At 71.6% G+C, this 21,766-nt stretch carries 21 protein-coding genes and 1 other RNA gene; 10 read left to right on the top strand and 12 right to left on the bottom strand.

Going from position 1 to position 21,766, the window contains the following annotated elements:
- Positions 1 to 226: 226 nt before the first annotated feature.
- Genes ACWF62_RS14115 through ACWF62_RS14100 form a run of 4 tightly spaced genes read left to right on the top strand, consistent with a single transcriptional unit; the run spans position 227 to position 3,841 of the window.
- Positions 227 to 880 (top strand): ABC transporter permease, encoded by a 654-nt coding sequence (locus ACWF62_RS14115; RefSeq protein WP_378508434.1) that lies wholly within the window; start codon positions 227 to 229, stop codon positions 878 to 880.
- On the top strand, positions 877 to 2,121 hold the full coding sequence (locus ACWF62_RS14110) for an ABC transporter ATP-binding protein (RefSeq protein ID WP_378508391.1): 1,245 nt from the start codon (positions 877 to 879) through the stop codon (positions 2,119 to 2,121). The genes ACWF62_RS14115 and ACWF62_RS14110 overlap by 4 nt, the downstream gene beginning before the upstream one ends.
- On the top strand, positions 2,118 to 2,867 hold the full coding sequence (locus ACWF62_RS14105) for an ABC transporter permease (protein ID WP_378508390.1): 750 nt from the start codon (positions 2,118 to 2,120) through the stop codon (positions 2,865 to 2,867). Before ACWF62_RS14110 ends, ACWF62_RS14105 begins: the two co-directional genes overlap by 4 nt.
- Positions 2,864 to 3,841, top strand: coding sequence for a glycine betaine ABC transporter substrate-binding protein (locus tag ACWF62_RS14100; RefSeq protein WP_378508389.1), 978 nt, complete (start codon positions 2,864 to 2,866; stop codon positions 3,839 to 3,841). Before ACWF62_RS14105 ends, ACWF62_RS14100 begins: the two co-directional genes overlap by 4 nt.
- Before the next feature lie 13 nt (positions 3,842 to 3,854).
- Here the strand turns inward: ACWF62_RS14100 and ACWF62_RS14095 are convergent, their stop codons facing one another.
- Genes ACWF62_RS14095 through ACWF62_RS14085 form a run of 3 tightly spaced genes read right to left on the bottom strand, consistent with a single transcriptional unit; the run spans position 3,855 to position 6,754 of the window.
- On the bottom strand, positions 3,855 to 4,961 hold the full coding sequence (locus tag ACWF62_RS14095; RefSeq protein ID WP_378508388.1) for an LLM class flavin-dependent oxidoreductase: 1,107 nt from the start codon (positions 4,959 to 4,961) through the stop codon (positions 3,855 to 3,857).
- On the bottom strand, positions 4,958 to 5,809 hold the full coding sequence (gene thiM / locus ACWF62_RS14090; protein WP_378508387.1) for a hydroxyethylthiazole kinase: 852 nt from the start codon (positions 5,807 to 5,809) through the stop codon (positions 4,958 to 4,960). The genes ACWF62_RS14095 and thiM overlap by 4 nt, the downstream gene beginning before the upstream one ends.
- A gap of 60 nt (positions 5,810 to 5,869) precedes the next feature.
- Positions 5,870 to 6,754: a sulfurtransferase gene (locus ACWF62_RS14085; RefSeq protein WP_452630375.1), complete on the bottom strand. Its 885-nt coding sequence runs from the start codon at positions 6,752 to 6,754 to the stop codon at positions 5,870 to 5,872.
- A gap of 133 nt (positions 6,755 to 6,887) precedes the next feature.
- On the opposite strand from ACWF62_RS14085, the gene ACWF62_RS14080 reads away from it, so the two are divergent.
- Positions 6,888 to 7,568 (top strand): GntR family transcriptional regulator, encoded by a 681-nt coding sequence (locus ACWF62_RS14080; RefSeq protein ID WP_378508385.1) that lies wholly within the window; start codon positions 6,888 to 6,890, stop codon positions 7,566 to 7,568.
- 69 nt (positions 7,569 to 7,637) lie between these two features.
- On the opposite strand, the gene ACWF62_RS14075 is transcribed toward ACWF62_RS14080, so the two are convergent.
- From ACWF62_RS14075 to ACWF62_RS14050, 6 genes are all read right to left on the bottom strand, one after another.
- Positions 7,638 to 8,177: a C40 family peptidase gene (locus ACWF62_RS14075; RefSeq protein ID WP_378570486.1), complete on the bottom strand. Its 540-nt coding sequence runs from the start codon at positions 8,175 to 8,177 to the stop codon at positions 7,638 to 7,640.
- Positions 8,178 to 8,340: 163 nt separating this feature from the next.
- Entirely contained in the window at positions 8,341 to 11,355 is a 3,015-nt protein-coding gene (locus tag ACWF62_RS14070; protein WP_452630374.1) for a bifunctional [glutamine synthetase] adenylyltransferase/[glutamine synthetase]-adenylyl-L-tyrosine phosphorylase, read from the bottom strand.
- 7 nt (positions 11,356 to 11,362) lie between these two features.
- Positions 11,363 to 12,703, bottom strand: a complete 1,341-nt coding sequence (gene glnA, locus ACWF62_RS14065) for a type I glutamate--ammonia ligase (protein ID WP_378508382.1) — start codon at positions 12,701 to 12,703, stop codon at positions 11,363 to 11,365.
- A 52-nt stretch (positions 12,704 to 12,755) separates the two neighbouring features.
- Positions 12,756 to 14,303 (bottom strand): alpha/beta hydrolase, encoded by a 1,548-nt coding sequence (locus ACWF62_RS14060; RefSeq protein ID WP_378570490.1) that lies wholly within the window; start codon positions 14,301 to 14,303, stop codon positions 12,756 to 12,758.
- An 85-nt stretch (positions 14,304 to 14,388) separates the two neighbouring features.
- A complete protein-coding gene (locus tag ACWF62_RS14055) occupies positions 14,389 to 14,955 on the bottom strand; it encodes an endonuclease domain-containing protein (RefSeq protein ID WP_452630373.1) in 567 nt (188 codons plus the stop codon).
- Complete coding sequence (locus tag ACWF62_RS14050) at positions 14,952 to 15,167, bottom strand: type IV toxin-antitoxin system AbiEi family antitoxin domain-containing protein (protein ID WP_452630372.1); 216 nt, start codon at positions 15,165 to 15,167, stop codon at positions 14,952 to 14,954. The genes ACWF62_RS14055 and ACWF62_RS14050 overlap by 4 nt, the downstream gene beginning before the upstream one ends.
- Before the next feature lie 161 nt (positions 15,168 to 15,328).
- Between ACWF62_RS14050 and panB the strand changes: the two genes are divergently transcribed.
- The 4 genes from panB (at position 15,329) to ACWF62_RS14030 (ending at position 18,628) form a co-directional block, all read left to right on the top strand.
- Positions 15,329 to 16,186 carry a 3-methyl-2-oxobutanoate hydroxymethyltransferase gene (gene panB, locus ACWF62_RS14045; protein WP_378508378.1) on the top strand — a complete coding sequence of 286 codons (858 nt, stop codon included), beginning with the start codon at positions 15,329 to 15,331 and terminating at the stop codon, positions 16,184 to 16,186.
- Between the two features lie 143 nt (positions 16,187 to 16,329).
- Positions 16,330 to 16,764: a hypothetical protein gene (locus ACWF62_RS14040; RefSeq protein WP_378570496.1), complete on the top strand. Its 435-nt coding sequence runs from the start codon at positions 16,330 to 16,332 to the stop codon at positions 16,762 to 16,764.
- Positions 16,764 to 17,744, top strand: coding sequence for a prolyl aminopeptidase (pip, locus tag ACWF62_RS14035; protein ID WP_452630371.1), 981 nt, complete (start codon positions 16,764 to 16,766; stop codon positions 17,742 to 17,744). The genes ACWF62_RS14040 and pip overlap by 1 nt, the downstream gene beginning before the upstream one ends.
- 32 nt (positions 17,745 to 17,776) lie before the next feature.
- Positions 17,777 to 18,628, top strand: coding sequence for a CHAD domain-containing protein (locus ACWF62_RS14030; protein WP_378508376.1), 852 nt, complete (start codon positions 17,777 to 17,779; stop codon positions 18,626 to 18,628).
- A 13-nt stretch (positions 18,629 to 18,641) separates the two neighbouring features.
- Here the strand turns inward: ACWF62_RS14030 and ACWF62_RS14025 are convergent, their stop codons facing one another.
- From ACWF62_RS14025 to rnpB, 3 genes are all read right to left on the bottom strand, one after another.
- Positions 18,642 to 20,051: an RNB domain-containing ribonuclease gene (locus tag ACWF62_RS14025; protein ID WP_452630370.1), complete on the bottom strand. Its 1,410-nt coding sequence runs from the start codon at positions 20,049 to 20,051 to the stop codon at positions 18,642 to 18,644.
- A gap of 37 nt (positions 20,052 to 20,088) precedes the next feature.
- A complete protein-coding gene (locus tag ACWF62_RS14020; protein ID WP_378508374.1) occupies positions 20,089 to 20,271 on the bottom strand; it encodes a hypothetical protein in 183 nt (60 codons plus the stop codon).
- Between the two features lie 463 nt (positions 20,272 to 20,734).
- Positions 20,735 to 21,164, bottom strand: an RNA gene (gene rnpB / locus ACWF62_RS14015) — RNase P RNA component class A.
- Between the two features lie 37 nt (positions 21,165 to 21,201).
- Here rnpB and ACWF62_RS14010 point away from each other — a divergent pair.
- On the top strand, positions 21,202 to 21,726 hold the full coding sequence (locus ACWF62_RS14010; protein WP_378508373.1) for a DUF1697 domain-containing protein: 525 nt from the start codon (positions 21,202 to 21,204) through the stop codon (positions 21,724 to 21,726).
- Positions 21,727 to 21,766: the final 40 nt, after the last annotated feature.

The raw sequence follows: 21,766 nt of genomic DNA, 5'->3' as shown, positions 1-21,766 counted from the left end.
GTCTGGGATGGGGGGGGGGGTGCTATCTGAGGAGAAAAACTGCCCCCGGTATGTTACGTCTTTTCCCCCCACCCCCTCCCTCCTTTCGCCCATCGCCACCTGGGGGCAGGCCCCGAGCCGCGTCCGGGCCGCCGTGACACGCCACGGATCCGCCGAACGTTTGCGCACACCGCGTTTCGGGAGCAGGGTGAGCGGTGACCAACCGACCAGTGGGGGTGACGCCGCGGTGGACCTGCAGACCTGGTGGGACTTCGTCACCGCGCGCCGCCAGCAACTGGCCACCGACTCGTTCCTGCATGTCAGCGCGGTGGTGCAGTCGGTGGTGCTCGCCACGATCCTGGCCGTCGGCATCGGAATCGCCGTCTACCGCAGCCCGTTCGGGTCCGCGGTCGCGACCGGGCTGGCCAGCACGATCCTCACGGTTCCGTCGTTCGCGCTGTTGGGTCTGCTGATCCCGATCCTCGGCCTCGGGGTGCGGCCGACCGTCACGGCGCTGGTGCTGTACGCGCTGCTGCCGATCATCCGGAACACGATCATCGGCCTCGCCTCGGTGGACCCGGCCGTCAGCGACGCCGCCCGCGGCGTCGGAATGGGCAGGCTCCGCATCCTCGGACGGATCGAACTGCCCCTGGCGTGGCCGTCGATCCTGACCGGGATGCGGGTCAGCACCCAGATGCTGATGGGCATCCTCGCGATCGCCGCCTACGCGAAGGGCCCCGGCCTGGGGAACCTGATCTTCTCCGGGCTGTCCCGGGTGGGCAGCCCCACCGCCGTTCCGCAGGCGTTGACCGGAACCGTCCTGATCGTCATCCTCGCGCTGATTCTCGACGGCCTGTACGTCGTGCTCGGCAAGCTGACCACGTCGAAGGGAATCCGATGAGCGCTGGCGGCGACGCGCACGTGCACGGTGTCGAGATCGTCCTCGAGGACGTCGTCAAGCGCTACCCGAACGCCCCGACGCCCGCCGTCGCCGGGGTGTCGATGACGATCCCGGCAGGCGAGACCGTGGTCTTCGTCGGCCCGTCGGGATGCGGGAAGACCACCACGATGCGGATGATCAACCGCCTGATCGAGCCGACGTCGGGGCGGATCACCATTGCCGGGCGGGATGCGCTGTCCATCGACGCGGACCGGTTGCGCCGCGGCATCGGGTACTCCATCCAGCAGGCGGGGCTGTTCCCGCACCTGACGGTCGGCAGGAACGTCGCGACGGTGCCGGGACTGGTCGGCTGGGACCGCAAACGGATCGCCGCCCGCGTCGACGAGATGCTCGACCTCGTCGGGCTCGATCCCGACACCTATCGGCACCGCTACCCGCGTCAGCTGTCCGGCGGGCAGCAGCAGCGGGTCGGGGTCGCGCGGGCGTTGGCGGCGGACCCGCCGGTGCTGCTGATGGACGAACCGTTCGGTGCCGTCGACCCGATCACCCGCGGGCTGCTGCAGGACGAGTTGCTGCGGCTGCAGTCCGAACTGGGCAAGACGATCGTGTTCGTCACCCACGACTTCAACGAGGCGGTCAAGCTCGGGGACCGGATCGCGGTGCTGGGCAACCAGTCCCGGATCCTGCAATACGACACCCCGGAGGCGATCCTGGCGAACCCGGCCGACGACACGGTCGCCGGGTTCGTCGGCGGCGACGCCTCCCTCAAGCAGTTGACCCTGACCCGGGTGCGGGACGTGCGGTTGCTGCACTGCCCCACCGTCCACGAGGACGGTTCGGTCGACGACTTCCGGAACGCGCTGCTCGCCCGCAAGCGGCGCTGGGGTCTGGTCCTCGACCGCCGAGGCAGGCCGCTGCGGTGGGTGTCGTCGCAGCACCTCGCGCACGCGGATTCGCTTCGTGACGTGGGTGATCCGGTCGGCGAGATCGTGACCGTCCAGTCGACGCTGCAGGATGCGCTCGAGGCGCTGCTCGCGGAGTCGAGCGCGTCGACGGTCGTCACCGGCAGGCACGGTGAGTACGCCGGACTGGTCACGATCGACATCCTGGTCGCCGCCCTCCGGGAGTTGCGCGAGGAGCACGCCGACGACCACGACGACGATCACGGACCGGCGCACTGGGCCGAGCCGAGCGGCAGGCACGCCGCGCGCGGAGCCGCACCGGACGAGGCGCCGTCGTGACCGCCGCCGCCGAACGCCGGGCGGAGCGGATCCGGCTGCTGGTCCAGCCCGCGCTGGTGACGGTGCTCGTCGCCGGGGTCCTGCTGTGGGCGTTCAACCGGGAGTTGACCGCGACGCAGCAGGCGAGCATCAGCGTGTCGAACATCGCGACCCTGACCTGGCAGCACGTGCTGATCACGGTCGCGGTGGTCGCGATCGTGCTTGCCCTCGCCGTGCCGCTCGGGACGCTGCTCACCCGCCCTGGGTGGAATCGGTTGGCGCCGTTCTTCGTCGGCATCGCCAACGTGGGCGCTGCGGCGCCCGCGATCGGCCTGCTGGTCCTGTTCTATCTCGCGACCCGCACCACCGGATTCTGGATCGGGGTGCTTCCGATCGCCTTCTACTCCCTGCTTCCGGTGCTGCGCAACACGATCCTCGGCTACCAGGAGGTGGATCCGGCGCTGATCGACGCGGGCCGCGGGCAGGGCATGTCGGCGCTGACCGTGCTGCGCCGGGTGGAGTTCCCGATGGCGGTGCCGTACATTCTCGCCGGGCTGCGGACCTCGCTGGTGCTCGCCGTCGGGACCGCGACGCTATGCTTCCTGGTCAGTGCGGGCGGCCTCGGCATTCTGATCGACACCGGATACAAGTTGCGGGACAACGTGACCCTGATCGTCGGTGCGGTCCTCGCGGTGGCGCTGGCACTGTTCGTCGACTGGCTCGGTGCGCTCGCCGAGTCGTACCTCGGGCCGAAGGGGCTGCGGTGACGGGGCGGGTGCGCGCCCTCGCCGCGGCCGCCGCGGCCGTGGTCGCCCTGACATCGTGCGGCCTGGAGTCCGGCGGCGCAATCCCCCTCGAGGTCGGTCCGGGCAGCATCACCCCGATCGAAAGTCTCGAGGGAGTCCCGATCACGGTGGGGTCCAAGGACTTCACCGAGCAGATCATCCTCGGCTACCTGATCGAGTTCGCGCTCGCCGCCGCCGGCGCGGACATCCGGGACCTGACGAACATCCAGGGGTCCAACAGCACCCGCGATGCCCAGGTGGACGGCCAGATCGACGTCAGCTACGAGTACACCGGCACCGGCTGGATCAACTACCTCGGGCACGAACAGCCGATCCCCGACTCGACGGCCCAGTTCGAGGCGGTCCGGGACGAGGACCTGGCCCGCAACGGCATGGTGTGGACCGATCCCGCCCCAATGAACAACACCTACGCGCTGGCGACGAATCGGACGACCGCGGCGGCGACCGGGGTCCGGACGCTGTCCGACTACGCGGCGCTGGTGCAGCGGGATCCGGCGGCGGCGACCACCTGCGTCGAAACCGAGTTCAATGTCCGGCAGGACGGCTACCCGGGCATGGCGGCGGCCTACGGATTCGATCCGGCGGCGGCGGACCGACGGCTGCTGCAGACCGGCATCATCTACCAGGCCACCGCGGACGGGACGCAGTGCAAGTTCGGCGAGGTGTTCACCACCGACGGCCGGATCGTCGCGCTCGACCTGGTGCTCCTTGAGGACGACCGGTCGTTTTTCCCCAAGTACAACCCGGCGCTGACCATGCGGGAGGAGTTCGCGGCGGCGCACCCCGAGGTGGCCGAGGTGATGGCCCCGATCTCGGCCCGGCTGACGAACGAGGAGATCAGCGAGCTCAACCGCCAGGTCGACGTCGACGGGCGCGAGCCCGCCGACGTCGCCCGGCAGTGGCTGGCGGACCAGGGGTTCGTCACCATCCCCTGACACGCCGCCCGCGCTACAGCGCGGAGAAGCGCGGAATCAGGTGCTCGGCGACCTGTTTCGCCTCGTCGATCAGCGGCCAGCCCGCGAGGATCAGCGAGGTCAGCCCGGTGCGGTCGCGCAGCGCCCGGACGTGGCCGGTGATCTCGTCGGGGTCGCCGACGTAGTACACCGCCGACGAGCCGGTCGCGAAGATGTCGAGCGGCGACCACGCGGTGATGCCCGCGTACAGACCGTCCCCGAGGTACAGGTCGTCCGGTTCGGGGAGCTTCCCCGCGACGATCGCGTCCACCCAGCCCTGTCGCTGCGCGTCCCGTGCGGTGAAGGTCCGCAGGTCCTGCCGCCCGCCGGTGCGCCTGCGGACGGCCTGGTCGAGGACGTCGGTGATCCGGTCGATGCCGGTCTTCTCGAACAGGGACCGGAATCGGTCCATCGCCTCGGCGCGGCTCGGCCGAACGATCACCCCCGACAGGGCGCCGAAGTCCGTGAACTCGCGGCCGGCCGCGGCGGCCGCGGCCCGGGCACCGGCGAACTTCTCCTCGATGAACGACGTCTCCCGCAGCATCGCCAGGTAGGCGTCCAGGACCCTGCCCGAGTTCGCCAGCCCGGCAGGCGAATCGCCGGTCCCCCACAGCGGGACGGTGTGGCCGCCTGCGGCGTCGATGCGCAGCGGGGTGTTCGGGAAGTTCGACTCGGTGCCCGCGCGGTAGTGGCCGCGGACGTCCGCCCAGTACTGCTCGCCGAGCTCGTAACGCCGGTCGTGGTCGACGTTCATGTCGTACTTGGTAAGGATGTTGTCGCGGCCGTTGACGGAGTTGATCATCAGCCGTCCCCCGGTGAACGCGTCGAAGGTCAGCGCCTTCTCGGCGAGCAGCCGGGCCGGGATCATGTTGGCGTACACCGCGACCAGGAACTTCATCCGCGAGGTGTGCGACGCCGCCCAGGTCGCCGACACGAACGGGTCGTTGGGCCAGGTGGCCACCAGCGCCCCCTCGAAGCCCCCGTCGTCGATGGTCCGCGCGAGCTCGATCTGGCGGGCACCGTCGACCGGGTAGAGCCCGCCCGGACTCCACGGGACGTCGCCGTCCGCCTGGGTCAGATACCAGAAGGTCTTGATGCTCACCGGGTTCCCGCCTTTCCGACGGTGACGTCGAACGCCGCGACCCTGGCCCGGTCCGCGAGGGTCGCCGCGTCCACCGAGTACAGGGCGTCGAGGTAGGCGACGGCGAACGAGCCGGGCCCGGTGGACGTCTCCTCCGCGATCTCGGCGGCGACCGCGACGTGCGCGTGCGCGGCGGCCAACCCGACCAGCGGAGTGTCCGCGACCGCGAGGTACGCGGCGACCAGCCCGCCGAGCGCGCAGCCGGTGGAGGTCACCCGCGGCAGCATCGCGCTGCCGCCCCCGATCCGGACTCCGACGACCGTGCCGTCGCGGTCCCGGCCGACCAGGTGGTCCACCGGCCCGGACGCGGACACCACGTCGGCGTGCTCGAGCAGCGCCACCGCGGCGGGGACCGCGGCGGCGGCGTCGTCGGCGCTGTCCACCCCGCGGGTGTCGCCGCCGCGCCCGGCGAGGGCGATGATCTCCGAGGCGTTGCCGCGAATCGCGGTGGGCCGCAGTGTCAGCAGGTCGGCGGCCAGCGTGCTGCGCCAGGTGAGGCCACCGACCCCGACCGGGTCGAGCACCCACGGCGTTCCCGCGTCGTGCGCGGCCCGCGCGGCGAGGGTGAACGCCGCCGCGGTGCCGTCGTCGGGCGTGCCCAGGTTCACCAGGACCGCGCCCGCGATCCGCGCAAACTCGGCGGCCTCGTTGGTGTTGTCGATGTGGGCGTTGCTGGCGCCAGCGGCGAGCAGCACGTTGGTCAGGAAATTGGCCGACACGACGTTGGTCAGCGAGTGGACGAGCGGGACCCGGGCACGCAGCGCGTCGAGCGCGTGACCGAGGTCGTCTCCGGACAGGGTGGGGGTCATCGAGGGTCCTGGGGCGGTGAGGGGTTGAGGATCGGGATGCTCAGCGGCGACGACATCGGCTCACGCGTCACCGTCCGCGGTCGTGGACATCGGCAGACCCGGATCGGCGGACCACTCCTCGAGCGACCCGTCGTACACCTGCACGTCGTCGTATCCGGCGAGGACGAGACCGAGGGCGGTCAGGCACGCGGACACCCCGCCGCCGCAGTACAGCACCAGCGGCGGTTCGGCGCCGGCGAGGGCGTCGGCGGCGAGCCCGCGCAACTCGGCGCGGTTCCGGACCAGCCCGTCCTCGCCGAGGAGGGCCTTCGCGGGCAGGTTGCGGCTGTCGGGAATGTGGCCGCGCCTGCTGTACCGGGTGCGGTCCGTACCCGCGAACTGGGCGGGCGCCAGCGCGCACACCAGCGTGCCGGGCGCCTGCCCGGCGACGATCGCGGACACCTCCGCGCGGTCCACCCACAGCGGGAGGTAGGACAGGCCCCGCTCGGGGGTCGTTCCGTTCGGCGGCACCGCGTCCCCGAACTCGCGGGGCAGGCCCAGCCGCGTCCACCGCGCGAGACCGCCGTCCAGGACGCGAGCGGCGACGCCGACGCTGCGCAGCAGCCACCACACCCGGGCCGCCCACGTCATCGATCCCTGGTCGTAGACGACGACGTCGATGCCCGCCGACATCCCAAGCGCGGCGAGCTCGTCGGCGAACCGGGACGCGTCGGGGCGGCTGAAGTGCAGGTTCCGCGCGGTGTCCGAGAACGCGGTCAGCAGGTCGACGTGCCGCGACCCGGGGATGTGGGCCGCCCGCCACGCCGCAGCGCCCGACTCCGGCCGGTAGTCACCGTCGAAGCGGGCGGGCGGGAAGCCGACGGTGACGTCGATCACGAGCGGGGCATCGGCGCGACCGAGGGCGTCGATCAGCTCCTCGGCCCCGATCAGCGGTGTCTGGTGCACACGAAACGCCCTTCTGAAGATCCGAACGACACGAACCTAAATGAGGACGAGCGTATACGCAAGTATTCGAATGTCTTCCCTGGCATAATCAGCGCGGCGGCCCGAGGCCGCGACCGAATCGAGGGAGGACACGATGACGCGCGAGGACGACGACCTGGGCACCCTGATGCTCACCGGTGCGGCTGGCCGGTCGGATCAGACGTCCAAGCAGTACCTTCGCCTGCGCGCGGACATCCTCGACGGCAAGTTCCCCCAGGGCGCACCGCTGCACGAGACCCAACTCAGCGAGACCTACGGCGCCTCCCGCACACCGATCCGCGAGGCACTGAACTGGCTGGCCCACGACGGCCTCCTCGAACGCGCGGCCCGCGGCTTCCGGGTCCGCTCCGGCACTCCCGAGGACGTGATCGAGATCTACGCGGCCCGCGTCGCGCTCGAGTCGGAAGCCGCGGGCGCCGCCGCGATCCGGCACACCGACCTCGACATGGCGCGCCTCGAACGGCTGCACCGCTCCTGCTGCGCCGCCGACGACGACACCGCGGTGCGCGCCGGGAACTTCCGGTTCCACGAGGCCCTCTGGCAGGCCGCCCACAACACCACGATCATGACGCTGCTGGTGCGGCTCACCACCCAGCTCCGGATCTACGACAGCGGCCCGCCCTCCAACTACGGCGAACCGGACCTGCTCAACACCGAACACGACCAGATCCTCGACGCGCTGCGGGCCCGCGACGAGCGCGCGGCCCGCGAGCACATGCGCACCCACCTCGAACGCAGCCGCGAGCAACGCATCCGCCTCTTCGCGGGCGAGTAGGCACTTCGTGCCCGTGAGTCCTTTTGGCCCACCAGGGGGCCAAAAGGACTCACGGGCGCCGGAGGCGCGTCAGTACCGGCGGGCGGCGTGGAACGGCATCGCGTCGACCGGCGTCTTCTTCACTGGCTGGCCGGTCGTCGGCGCGTGCACGACCGTGCCGTCCCCGGCGTACAGGCCCACATGCTCGGCGCCGCTGAACAGCACCACATCGCCGGGCTGCAGGTCGCCGCGACCCACCGGGCTCCCGGCGTTGACCTGGTCGTGCGTCGTGCGGGGGACGCTGACACCGGCCTGCCGGTACGCCCACTGCACCAGCCCCGAGCAGTCGAACGAGTTCGGGCCCGTCGCCCCCCACACGTACGGCGCACCCAGCTTCGACAGCGCGGCATCGAGCGCCGCCGTGCCATGCGTCGCCATCGGCGCGGGAGCGGGCGCCGGGGCCCCGCCGCCAGGAAGCTCGACCGGGCCGACACCGGGGATCGTGACCGGCGCGGCCAGCGCCGGGACGGCGGGCAGCAGCAGCGCTCCCCCGACGACGGCGGCGGCGACCGCGGCGTGCCGGACGGATCGGTGGGTGCGGGTGGTGCGGGCGGTGCGGGGCGTCGACATCGTCGCTGGGTCCTCCGGGATTCTTCCGCCAGCACGGCGCCGGCGCGGTCATCGAAGAATCTCGGGACTCGGCCGGCCGGGGAATCACCCCCACCCATACCCCTTTGCGGCAACCACGTAGCCACAACCGGATTCGGCGTACGCCGTCGGAAACACCGGGCCCTCAGGACCCGAAGACGCGCTCCACCACGGCCTTCGCCCGGCGGGTCACCCGCAGGTAGTTGTCGAGGAACTCGTTGGCGTCACCGCCCGGCCACCCCGCGACCTGCGCGACCGCGGACAGCACCCGGCCGGGGCCGGGCAGCTGGTCGGTCGGCTTGCCGCGGACCAGGACCAGCGCGTTGCGGGCCTTCGTCGCGGTCAGCCACGACTCGCGCAGCAGTTCGACGTCGGTCTCGGCGAGCAGTTCCGCCGCCCCGATCGCATCGAGGGTTTCCAGCGTCGAGGTGTTGTGCAGCGACGGCACCTCGTGCGCGTGCCGCAGCTGGATCAGCTGCACCGTCCACTCGATGTCGGCGAGGCCGCCGCGACCGAGCTTGGTGTGGGTCGCCGGGTCGGCGCCGCGGGGCAGCCGCTCGGAGTCGACGCGGGCCTTGATCCGCCGGATCTCGCGCACCGCGGTCTCCGAGACACCCCCGTCCGGGTACCGGAACTCGTCGATCATGTGCAGGAACCGCAGCCCCAGGTCGGCATCGCCGGTGACGGCGTGCGCCCGCAGCAGGGCCTGCACCTCCCAGGCCTGCGCCCACTGCCGGTAGTACGCCTGATACGACGCCAGGGTCCGCACGACCGGGCCGTTGCGTCCCTCGGGTCGCAGCCCGGTGTCCACCTCAAGCGGTGGATCGGTGCTCGGCGCCCCGAGCAGGGTGCGGACCCGGTCGGCGACCAGGTTCGCCCACTTGACCGCCGTCGTCTCGTCGACATCCGGCCGGGGCTCGCACACGAACAGCACGTCCGCGTCGGAGCCGTAGCCGAGCTCGAAACCGCCGAGCCGCCCCATCCCGATGACCGCGAGCGACGCGGGCGCCTGCTCCCCCCGCTCCGCCTCGCTGGCCCGGATCACCGCGTCCAGCGCCGCCCCGAGCACCGCGGCCCACACCGACGACAGCGCGTGGCACACCTGCGGGACGTCGAGCATCCCGAGGACGTCGGCGGACGCGACCCTGGCCAACTCGTGCCTGCGCAACGACCGCGCGGCGGCGACCGCCCGCGCCGGGTCGTCGTACCGAGCCGAGGACGCCAGGATGCCCCGCGACACCTCCTCCGGTGTCGCGTCGAGCAGTCGCGGCCCGTTCGGGCCGTCGGCGAACAGCCGCAACGCATCCGGCGCCTTGATCAGCAGGTCCGGAATGTAGGCCGACGACCCGAGCACGATCATCAGCCGCTGCGCCACCGCGCCCTCGTCGCGCAGCACCCGCAGATACCAGTCGGCGTCCACCATCGCGTCCGACAACCTGCGATAGGCGAGCAGTCCCGCATCGGGATCCGGTGTGTCGCTGAGCCATTCGAGCAGCGTCGGCAGCAGCAGCGCCTGGATGCGACCCTTGCGGGATGCACCCGAGGTGAGCGCCTTGAGATGCCCGAGGGCGTTCTCCGGGGCCACGTACCCGAGTGCCGCGAGCTGCCGGACCGCGGCGTCCGGGCTCAACACCAGCGCCTCCTTGTCCAGGCGCGCAACGGATTCGAGGAGCGGACGGTAGAACAGCTTCACGTGCAGCCGCCGGATGCGGTGCGCGTTGCGCTTGATCTCCGCGTTCAGCACCCCGAGCGAATCGAGGCGACCATCCGGCCGCATGTGCGCCGCCCGCGCCAGCCAGCGCAGCGACTCCTCGTCCTCGGCGGGCGGCAGGGTGTGCGTGCGTTTGAGCTTCTGCAGCTGCAGCCGGTGCTCGATCAGCCGGAGGAACTCGTAGGACGCGGTGAGGTTGGCCGCGTCGTCGCGGCCGATGTAGCCGCCCCCGGCGAGCGCGGTCAACGCGTCGATCGTGCTCTGCACCCGCAGCGACTCGTCGGCGCGGCCGTGCACCAACTGCAGCAGCTGGACGGCGAACTCGACGTCCCGCAGGCTGCCACGGCCGAGCTTGATCTCACGTTCCCGCAACTCCGGCGGCACCATCTCCTCGACCCGGCGGCGCATCGCCTGCACCCCGGGGACGAAGTCCTCCCGTTCGGCTGCGGTCCACACCATCGGGTTCAGCGCGTCGACGTAGCGCTGCCCCAGTTCCAGGTCCCCGGTCGCGGGCCGCGCCTTGAGCAGCGCCTGGAACTCCCACGTCTTCGCCCAGCGCTTGTAGTAGGCGACGTGCGAGTCCAGGGTGCGGACCAGCTCGCCCCGCTTGCCCTCCGGCCGCAGCGCCGCGTCCACCTCGAAGAACGCGGAGGTGCCGATCCGCATCAACTCGCCTGCCAGCCTGCTGGCCCGCGCGTCCGCCGGCTCCGCGACGAACACGACATCCACGTCGCTGACGTAGTTCAGTTCCCGCGCACCGCATTTGCCCATCGCGATCACCGCGAGCCGGGTCGGGCACTCCTCGTCCGGGTGACAGGTCGCGACCGCGACCGCCAGCGCAGCGGTCAGTGCGGCGTCCGCCATGTCCGACAGGTGTCGCCCGACCGCCTGATACGGCAGCACCGGCTCGTTCTCCACGATCGCCGCCAGGTCCAGCGCGGCGAGGACCGTCATCTGGTCGCGGTAGGTGGTGCGCAGCGCCAGCACGGCCTCCGGGCCGGTGACCGCCGCGCGGTACACGAGGTTCGACTCCGACGCAGACGCGTCCGGGACGGCCCCGACCGCGGCGAGCAGGTCGTCGGTCAGCTCCTTGCGGGACGGCAACACCACGTCGCCGCGCAACTGGCGCCACCGCCCCGGCTCGGCCGCCAGGTGGTCGCCGAGCGCGCTGGACGCCCCGATCACCCCGAACAGCCGCCCGCGCAGTCCGGTGTCGGTGCGCAGGGCGGCGTCGAGTTCGGCCCACCCTTCCCCGAGGCACTCGCGCATCCGGACCAGGGTGCGCAGCGCGAGGTCCGCGTTCGCGGCCCGCGACAGCGACCAGAGCAGGTCGATGCTGTCGACGTTCAGCCAGTCGAGCGTGGCGAGTTGGTCGGGCGCCGCCGACTCGACGAGACCGAGTCGGCCGACACCGGGGATCGTGGACCTGGCGCTGGGTGGCTTGACCATTGTCGCGTTACAGCCCCAGGTAGCTCTGCAGCTCGAACGGCGTCACCTGGCCGCGGTAGTCCTCCCACTCGCGCCGCTTGTTGCGGAGGAAGAAGTCGAACACGTGCTCGCCGAGCGTCTCCGCGACCAGCTCCGAGCGTTCCATCTGCTCGAGGGCCTCGCCGAGGCTGCGCGGCAGCTCCCGGTACCCCATCGCCCTGCGCTCCGCGGAGGTCAGCGACCACACATCGTCCTCGGCCTCCGGCGGCAACTCGTAGCCCTTCTCGATGCCGCGCAGACCGGCGGCCAGCAGGACCGCGAACGCCAGGTACGGGTTGCATGCGGAGTCGGGGCTGCGGATCTCGACGCGCCGGGACGACGCCTTGTTCGGCGTGTACATCGGCACCCGGATCAGCGCGGACCGGTTCGACGGACCCCACGAGGCGGCGGTCGGTGCCTCGCCGCCGTGGACGAGGCGCTTGTACGAGTTCACCCACTGGTTGGTGACCGCGCTGATCTCGTTGGCGTGCTCGAGGATGCCCGCGATGAACGCCTTGCCGGTCTCGGAGAGCTGCATCGGGTCGTCGGGGTTGTGGAAGGCGTTGTTCTCGCCCTCGAACAGGCTCATGTGGGTGTGCATCGCCGACCCGGCATGCTCACCGAACGGCTTGGGCATGAACGTGGCACGCACACCCTCGTTGCGGGCCACCTCCTTGACGACGTACCGGAACGTCATCACGTTGTCGGCCATCGACAGCGCGTCCGCGTAGCGCAGGTCGATCTCCTGCTGGCCCGGCGCCGTCTCGTGGTGGCTGAACTCGACGGAGATGCCCATCTGCTCGAGGGCGTCGATCGCGTGCCTGCGGAAGTTCGGCGCCGAGTCGTGCACCGCCTGGTCGAAATAGCCGCCAGTGTCCGCGGGGATCGGCCGGGTCCCGTCGATCGGGCCGTTCTCCAGCAGGAAGAACTCGATCTCGGGGTGCACGTAGCAGCTGAACCCGAGGTCGCCCGCCTTGCTCAGCTGCCTGCGCAGCACGTGCCGCGGATCCGCCCAGGACGGGGTGCCGTCCGGCATCGCGATGTCGCAGAACATCCGCGCCGAATGCTGCCGCCCGTCCTTGTGCTCCCACGGCAGCACCTGGAACGTCGACGGGTCCGGCTTCGCGACGGTGTCCGCCTCCGACACCCGGGAGAACCCCTCGATCGCCGATCCGTCGAAGCCGATGCCCTCGCTGAAGGCGCCCTCCAGTTCGGCGGGCGCGATCGCCACGGACTTGAGGTACCCGAGCACGTCGGTGAACCACAGTCGGACGAAACGAATGTCGCGCTCTTCGAGGGTCCGGAGCACGAATTCCTTTTGGCGATCCATGCACGCGAGAGTAGGCACCGCGCGTTAAATCTGTGTTACATCCGGGCGGTGGTTACGAACACGTGAGGTCGGGGGCGGGGGCGGTCAGGTCGGTCAGGTACGCGACCACCGGATCGTCGACGCAGGCCACCCCGTTCAGCACGACGGTGTGCTGCGTCCCCCGGTAGGTGATCAGCGCCGCATCCAGCTGCTTCGCCAGGTCGACACCCGCCTGGTAGGGCGTCGCGGGGTCCTGCGTCGTGGACACGACCACCACCCGCGGCAGCCCCGGCGCGTCGACCGCGTGCGGGGTCCCGCTGGCGGGCACCGGCCAGACCGCGCACACGTCCAGCGGGGCGGTACCGGTCCCCCGACCGTCGTCGAGGAACGGCGCGGCCCGCCGGTACGCGGTGTCGCCCGCCGACGCTACGGCCCGGTCCGTCACCGGCGGATCGTCGACGCAGCGGACCGCGTTGAACGCGTCGTTGATGTTGCTGTACGTGCCGTCGTCACCGCGACCCTGGTACTGGTCCGCGAGCAGCAGCAGCGCATCACCGCGGCCGTCCGCCAGCGCGGACAGTCCGCTGCGCAGCGCCCCCCACAGCTGCGGCGAGTACAGCGCCTGCTGGACGCCGGTGATCGCGTCCTGGTAGCCGAGCCCCCGCGGATCGGTCGTCTCGGCGGGCCTGGCGATCAGCGGGTCGACCAGGGCCCGGAACCGCGGCACCGCCTGGCCGGGATCCGACCCGAGCGGACAGTTCGCCTTGGTGGCGCAGTCCGCGGCGAAGTCGTCGAACGCCCGCTGGAACCCGGCCGCCTGCAGCACCGTCTCCTGCACCGGGTCCTGCTCCGGATCGACCGCGCCGTCGAGCACCATCGCCCGCACGTTGGCGGGGAACGTCTCCGCGTACGTCGACCCGATCCGCGTCCCGTACGAGAAGCCAAGGAAACTGAGCTGCTCGTCGCCGAGCACCGAGCGGATGACGTCCATGTCGCGCACCACCTCGCGGGTGCCGACGTGCGCGAGGAACTCCGCGCCGGTCCGCTGCGCGCACTTCGCCGCGTAGTCGGCGTTCACCGCCTCGATGTGCGCGATCCCCGCCGGGCTCATGTCCACGCGCGGGTCAGCGCGGTCTGCGTCGAACTCGACACCGGTCAGGCACCGGACCTGCGGGGTGGACGCGCCGACACCGCGCGGATCGAACCCGATCACATCGAATCGGGCGGCGAGCTCGGTGCCGTCCCCGACGGTCGCCATCGACAGTCCCGACGCCCCCGGCCCGCCGGGGTTGACCAGCAGCGACCCGATCCGGTCGCCCGTCGCAGCACTGCGGGAGATCGCCACCTCCGCCGTGTCCCCGCCCGGCTCGTCGTAGTTCACCGGCACCGTCACCCGCGCACATTCGAGCCTGCTCGCCAGCGGCCCGTCCGTCTCGTAGTCGGCGCAGGACTCCCACCGCAGGTCCTGGTCGTAGAACCGTTCCAGCCCGGCGGGGACCACACCCGCACCCGACGCCGAAGCCGCGGCAGGCGGTTCCGGCGCAACCTGACCGGCGCAGCCCGCCACGGCCGCGGTCACCGCCAAGCCCGCGACCAGTGCCGCGGGAGTCCTCATACGCATGGCCTCGATGGTGCCACGCGCCGCCGCACCCCCGATTCGGGAAGGATCGGCCCCGCAGGCCGGGGCAGATCCTTCCCGACCCGAGTCACTCGCGCGACGCCAGCGCGTCCGTGATTTGGGCGAGGACGGCATTCGGCTCGAGGCGGAGCTGATGCGAGGTGAACCGAAGCACATGCCAGCCCGCGTTGACCAGGATGTTCTGGCGCTTCGCGTCGTTGTTGAACCGGGCGACGTCGCGGTGCCAGGCCCAGCCGTCGACCTCGATCGCGACGCGGTCTCGGATGAACGCGACGTCGATCTCGTAGCCGCACGCGCGCACGTGCGGACGCCATCCGTTCAGGGCGACCGATCGCAGCAGCCGCAGCAGCATCCGCTCGGCCTCGCTGTGCCCGCCCTCCCCGGCGGAGTGCAGGAGTCGGGCCGCGGCCGCCGCGCCGCTGCGGCCACGATTACGCTCGTGCACCGCCACCAGGATCGGCAGCGTGGTGTGCTGTTGCAGTGCCCGGTCCATCAGCACTGAGCCGTCGGGCAGCACCACCGCCGCCTCGAGCACCGTCAAGGGGAGCTCGGTGACCCGCAGTCCGCGGGTGCTGCGGGTGTCGGCCCAGTGCAGGTCGCGGCGGCGGATCCGCTGATCGGGGCGCGCGGTCACGGCCCGGCAGCGAACACCGCCGCCCGCAGGCGGACCGCGTCGGTGTGCTGTCGGTCGGCGCGCAGGTACACACCGCGGTGCAACCGACGCCATTCGCCCGTGCTCACCCGCCGGTCGACCGCGGTCCGGCTCATGCCAGCTGCCAGCGCCTGGGTCAGCGTGACGATGCCGTCCTGGCCAGCCATGATCCGGTGCACTGCCGTCGGCGTCATGCCGGGTTGGACGCCGGTGGCCGCGCGGGAGGTTCCCCGGCTCGCGGATCGGATGTGACGAACCGCACGGGCGCGGCGACCCACCCCGGTGGCAGACTGTGCGTGTCATCACCCACAACCCGGGGACCCGCATTGGGCCTCGAGGCACGAAAGGGACACTGATGTCCGAGACTGCTGTTCCCGAGACTCCCGTCTACGGCGGCGCACCGGCCGCGCCGGTCAAGCGCACCAAGATCCGCACCCACCACCTGCAGGCGATGAAGGCCGAGGGCACCCGCTGGGCGGAGCTGACCGCCTACGACTACTCCACCGCCCGAATCTTCGACGACGCGGGCATCCCGGTCCTGCTGGTCGGCGACTCCGCCGCGAACGTCGTGTACGGCTACGACACGACGGTGCCGGTCACCGTGGACGAGATGCTGCCCCTGGTGCGGGGCGTGGTGCGCGGGGCTCCGCACGCCCTGGTGATCGCCGACCTGCCGTTCGGCAGCTACGAGGCGTCGCCGCAGCAGGCCCTGGAGACCGCGTTCCGATTCATGAAGGAGGGCGGCGCGCACGCCGTCAAGCTCGAGGGCGGCGAACGGGTCGCCCCGCAGATCGCGGCGATCACCGCGGCGGGCATCCCGGTGCAGGCGCACATCGGGTTCACCCCGCAGTCGGTGAACAGCCTCGGCGGGTTCCGGGTGCAGGGCCGCGGGGACGGCGCCGAACAGCTCGTCGCCGACGCGATCGCCGTCCAGGAGGCCGGCGCGTTCTCGGTGGTGATGGAGATGGTGCCAGCCGAGATCGCCGGGCAGGTCACCCGCAAGCTCACCATCCCGACCGTCGGCATCGGCGCTGGCGTGGAGTGCGACGCGCAGGTGTTGGTGTGGCAGGACATGGCCGGCTACACCAGCGGCCGCACCGCGAAGTTCGTCAAGCAGTTCGCGACCGTCGGCGACACTCTCCGGGCCGCCGCCCACGCCTACGCGGACGAGGTCCGGGCGGGCAGCTTCCCCGGCGAAGAACACAGCTTCTGACCCGGCGCGTATCGACGCCCGGTTCCCGGTCCGGTGGCACACTGCTTCCGCGCCAGGGAACCGGGCGTCGCCCGTATCCGTTGACGGTGCGACGCGGGTTCCACCGTCAGCACGTCCGCCCACCGACAGACTGGGGACACCACATGCCTTTCCGCCGTTACGTTGTCGCCGCCGCCGGGGCGGCCGTCGTGCTCGGTTCGACCGCGGCATGCGCGACCGAGACGCCGCCAGCCCCGGCGAGCACCGCCGCGCCCGCGCCAGCACCGGTCACCGGGCAGGCACCCGCCGTGATTCCCGGCGACTCCGGCGGCGTCACCACCGTGCAGGCCGAGAAGCTGTGCTCCGACATGGCGGCGCAGCTGCAGAGCTGGCGCACCTACACCCCGACCATCGGAAAGGGCGGCCTGAACACCGTCGTCGGCACCTGGGCCGCGCAGAACGGCGTCAACATGATCGACCTGGTCGCGCACAAGGCCCGGATCGACGTGATCACCTCCGCGCAGTGCCCGGACGTGCGTGAGGGCGCGATGTACGCGCTGGAGATCCCGGACCTGGCGTCCGGGCTGATCGGCTTCTGATGCCGCGCGACGACCGGGCGCTGCGGCGGCTGTATCCGCCGATCGCGCCGCACCGCACCGGCATGCTCGACGTCGGCGACGGTCAGCGCATCGCCTGGGAACAGAGCGGCAACCCGGACGGCAAGCCGGTGGTGTTCCTGCACGGCGGCCCCGGCGGCGGCACCTCCCCCGACCACCGCCGCTTTTTCGACCCCGACGCCTACCGGATCGTGCTGTTCGACCAGCGCGGCTGCGGCCGGTCCACCCCGCACGTCGCGGACGGTGCCGACCTGTCGGTGAACACCACCGCCCACCTGATCGCGGACATCGAGGCGCTGCGCGGGCACCTCGGGGTGGACCGCTGGCAGGTGTTCGGCGGGTCGTGGGGATCGACGCTGGCGCTGGCGTACGCGCAGGCGCACCCGGACCGGGTCACCGAGCTGGTGTTGCGCGGCATCTTCCTGCTGCGCCGCAGCGAGATCGACTGGTACTACAACGGCGGTGCGAGCGCGATCTACCCGGACCGCTGGGAGGAATTCCTCGCCCCGATCCCCGCCGCGGACCGCGGCGGCGACCTCGTCGAGGCGTACCACCGTCTGCTGCACCACCCGGACCCGAACGTCGCGCGCGGGGCCGCGGTCGCCTGGTCCGCATGGGAAGGCGCGACCAGCGAACTGATCCCGAAACCCGATCACGTGGAACGCAACTCGGATGAGCGGTTCGCGTTGGCGTTCGCCAGGATCGAGAACCACTACTTCGTCCATCACGGCTTCCTCGCCGAGAACCAACTGCTCGACGGGATCGGCGCGATCGCCCACCTGCCCGCGGTGATCGTCCAGGGGCGCTACGACGTTGTGTGCCCGGCAACGTCGGCGTGGGCGCTGCACCGGGCGTGGCCGTCCGCACGGCTGCACCTCGTCGACGACGCGGGCCACGCCGCCGCCGAGCCCGGCATCACCCACCACCTGGTGCAGGCGACGGACGGCTTCCGCGCCGGGTGACGCCCCGGGCCGCGGTGCGGTAGACCTGAGGGATGGGCACCCAGAGACGCGCGGACCGCGCTGCGGTGCGCGGCCACGTCCGCGACCAGCGGGACCGGCTCACCGCCCTGGTGGACGCGGTGGCCGCGGACGAGCCGGACTCGGTGCATCGGATGCGGGTGGCAGCGCGACGCCTGCGCAGCGTGATCGGCACCTACCCGTCGGTGTTCCCCGCGCCGGCGGCCGATCCGCTGCGCGACGAACTGCGGTGGCTCGGGACGGTTCTCGGCCGCGCGCGGGACGCCGAGGTCCTCGCCGACCGGTTCGGTGAGGTCCTCGACGCGCTGCCCCCGGAACTGCTGCGCGGCCCGGTGCGGTTCCGCCTCGTCGACGAGCACCGGCGACGCTACCGGGACGCCCACACCGCAGCGGTGACCGCGGTGACCGGCCCCCGCTACCGGGCCCTCGTCGACGGTCTCGACGTCCTGTGCGCCACCACCGCGAGCGGTGGACGACCACGCAACGAACTGCGGCACGCCCGGCGCCGCGTGCTGCGCGCGGGCCGATCCGCCGGACTTCGGGACGGTGCCGCCCCCGGCCCACCCGACGCCCTGCACACCACGAGAAAACGTGCGAAGGCGCTGCGGTACGCCGCCGAGGCGATCGCCGCGGCCCGACCCGGCACGGCCCGGCTCGGGGAGGCCGCCGAGCGGCTGCAGACGGTGCTCGGTGCGCACCAGGACGCCGTGGTCGCGCGGGCCGTGCTGCTCGCCGCCGCGGACCGGGCCCGCGCCGCCGGCGAGGACACCTTCAGCTACGGCGTGCTCGCGGCGGGCGAGATCACCCGTGCCGAACGGACGGCCGCCGACGCGCGTCCCGTCCTCGCCGCCATCGACGACCTGTGACCTGCGAGCACCCTCACCCGTCGTACGCGAACCGGACCGTCCTGGCCACCGGATCCGCCTCCGCAAGGCGCACCGACACCCGCGCGCCCTCCGGCGGGTCGCCGTCACACCGGGCGATCACCACCGGAACGCCGATGTACACCTCGGCGGCCCGCTTCCCCTCCGCCCCGCGCAGCACCACCGCGTCGAACAGTTCGCCCTCACGCCCGGCGAGCACGCTCGCCTCGGCCATGTCGACGCACGCCCGGTCCACCTTCCCCGCCACCTGATCGGAGCCACGCATCAGCGCGGGCAGCGTCGGCAGGGCCTGCCGAACCCACTGCGGCACTTCCGTTCCCGCGGTCACCGCCAGGCAGACCTCGGTGGCGAACCGATCGGACAGCCGGCGCAACGGCGCCGTGACGTGCGCGTAGGGTGCCCCGATCCCGGCATGCACCGTCAGCTCCGGCACCGCGCCGTCGAACGCCGCGTAGTCGGCGCCGCGCAGCAAGGTGGTCGCATCGCTCATCATCACCAACGTCTCCGGCGAGTTCGGTGGCAACCCGGCGAGCATCACCCCCACCGACATCGACGCCGGCCAGCCAAGCCCGAGCGCCCGCGCGGACCGGCGCAGCGCCAGCACCGCATCGTCCGGGGCGGGCGGCAACGTGCGCAACAGGCCAACCCCGGCGTCCAACATCAACCGGGCAGCACACATCCCGGTCAACAAGGACACCTCGGCGTTCCAGTCGTCGACGTCGGTGCGCGGCTCCACCTCAAGATTCCAGCCGCCGTCCCCGTCCGAGACCACCGCCTGCTCCGGCAGCTTCAGTTCGATCGCGCCGCGCTGGGCCGCGGACGCCAACCGCAGCACCCCAAACGCGGGCAGCGCGGCGATCGACGGATGCAGCGTGTCCGCGTCCGAATCCGCCTGCACGCCCGCGTAGTCGAACCGCGCCACCGACCGCACCAGGGCCCTGGTGACCCCGAACGCCACCGGCTCCGCCCGCTCGTCGAGCTCGATGCGCCACAACGCCGCGGGCCGCACCCGACCGGGCAGCAGACTCGCCGAATCCTCCGACAGCACGCGCGGATGCAGCGGCAGCGAGCCGTCCGGGAGGTAGAAGGTCTGGCCGCGACGCCGGGTTTCCCCGTCCAGGTCGCCGCCGGGTTCCACGACCGCCGCGACGTCCGCGATCGCGTAGTGCACAACGAATCCCGTCCCGGTCCGCTCCAGGTGCAGCGCCTGGTCGAGGTCCATCGAGGTGGGCGGGTCGATCGTCACCAACGGCAGATCGGTGCGGTCAACCCGCCCGGTCGCAAACCGGTCCGTTGCCGTCTCGGCCTCGGCGAGTGCGGCGGGCGGAAACGTCCCGGACAGGGAGAAGGCTGCTCGAACCGCCTCGAAGTCGATGCCGTTGGCGGAGATTCGTGTGGTCACCAAACAGAGCCTAGTGTCCCGGCCCGCCGGGGACCGCGGGTCAGTCCTCCCAGTCGCGGTCCTCCCGGTCCGCGGCCCGGTTGCGTTCGGCCGCGATCTCCAATGCGCGTTCGGCGGTCGCCCGATCCGGGTACGGCCCCATCCGGTCCAACCCGCGCGCATCCTTGCCCTGCCGCACGGAACCATCGGAAACGCAGTAATACCACTGGTCGTCGTCGCTCATCGGTCCAGTGTGCGCCACGTTCGGCGGCCCGGCCATCCGATGACTCGGCGGTAACTTGGCGCGCCGCCGGAAGATTTCCGGGAGAACGCTTGAAGGGAACTCACAACCATGAGATTCTTACGCCGCAGCGGGCCATGGTACGTCGCTCCCCCTCGTCGAACCATGGCCTTTTGATCTGTCCCGGATCGGCTGCGCAGCGACGAATCCCGAATGGAGAATCCCCCCACATGGAGCCGATGTCCTACCTGCTCTTCGACGCACTGCTTCCGCACCTCGGTGAAGAGGGCGCGAAGCACTGGGCGACCCTGCTGGTGGTCAACCCGGTCTGAGCCGGGCCCACATCGACTGTGCCCTCGCCCTCAGGGGCGGGGGCATTTTCGCGTCTCCGACGCGGCGGCACTTTCGCGTCTCCGACGCGGCGGCATTTTCGCGTCTCCGACGCGGGGACCGCCCCCCCGGGGGGCGGACGAGTTGGCCTGTAAGCCGGATCCTGTTCCCGACGCCGAGGCGTCGGGCGGCGACCATCCATCTGGGCACACCGTCGCCGGGTACCTCAAGCGGTCCACCCGCGGGCTCGGGCGAGCAGCCCTCGAACACCCGCGCAGCCGCACCCGAGTGGGTGCGGCCTTCGACCTTGCTCCGGGCGGGGTTTACCTAGCCACCCCGGTCACCCGGGGTGCTGGTGCGCTCTTACCGCACCGTTTCACCCTCACCGACGCCATGCCTCCGAAAAGGCATGTGCCAGCGGTCTGTTTTCTGTGGCACTGTCCCGCGGGTCACCCCGGGTTGCCGTTAGCAACCGCCCTGCTCTGTGGAGTCCGGACTTTCCTCGGCACCGGGCCTGCACGCTGGCTGCGTACGGTTCCCCCTGCCGCGGCCGCCCGACCAACTCGTCCGCCCGTCCAGACTACCCGGCGCTAGGGTGTGCGCATGACACGGTATGCGGCGCTGCTGCGGGGCGTGAACGTCGGCGGAGTCACGATCAAGATGGCGGACCTGCGGGCCACCGTCGAAGCGGCCGGGTTCGAGAACGTGACGACCGTGTTGGCGTCGGGCAACGTCCTGTTCGACTCCGACCGCACCGACGTCGCCGCCGTCAAGAGCGACATCGAGTCGGCGCTGCGGGACCGCTTCGGGTACGAGGCGTGGATCGTGCTGGTGGACCAGCCGACGCTCGCCGCGATCGTCGAGGCGTTCCCGTTCGACGCCGACCGGGACGGCTGGCACCCGTACGTGCTGCTGTCGTCGGATCCGGCGGCGCTGGACGAGATGCTCACCGCCGCGGGGAAACTCGACCTCGGCGACGAGAACCTGAGCCTCGGCAACGGCGTCCTGTACTGGCACGTCGAACGGGGCCAGACCCTGACCAGCCCGTTCGGCAAGCTCAGCGGCAAGGCAAAGTACCGCTCCGCGACCACCAACCGGAACCTACGCACCCTCCGCAAGCTCCTCTGAGCGGCTCCGCCGCCCGTGCGTGATTTTCACCCCGACCGGG

It is taken from the genome of Rhodococcus sp. NPDC054953, from assembly GCF_053609225.1.
Note: the sequence above shows the minus strand (reverse complement) of the source record. Positions and strands in the feature narration are given on the sequence as shown.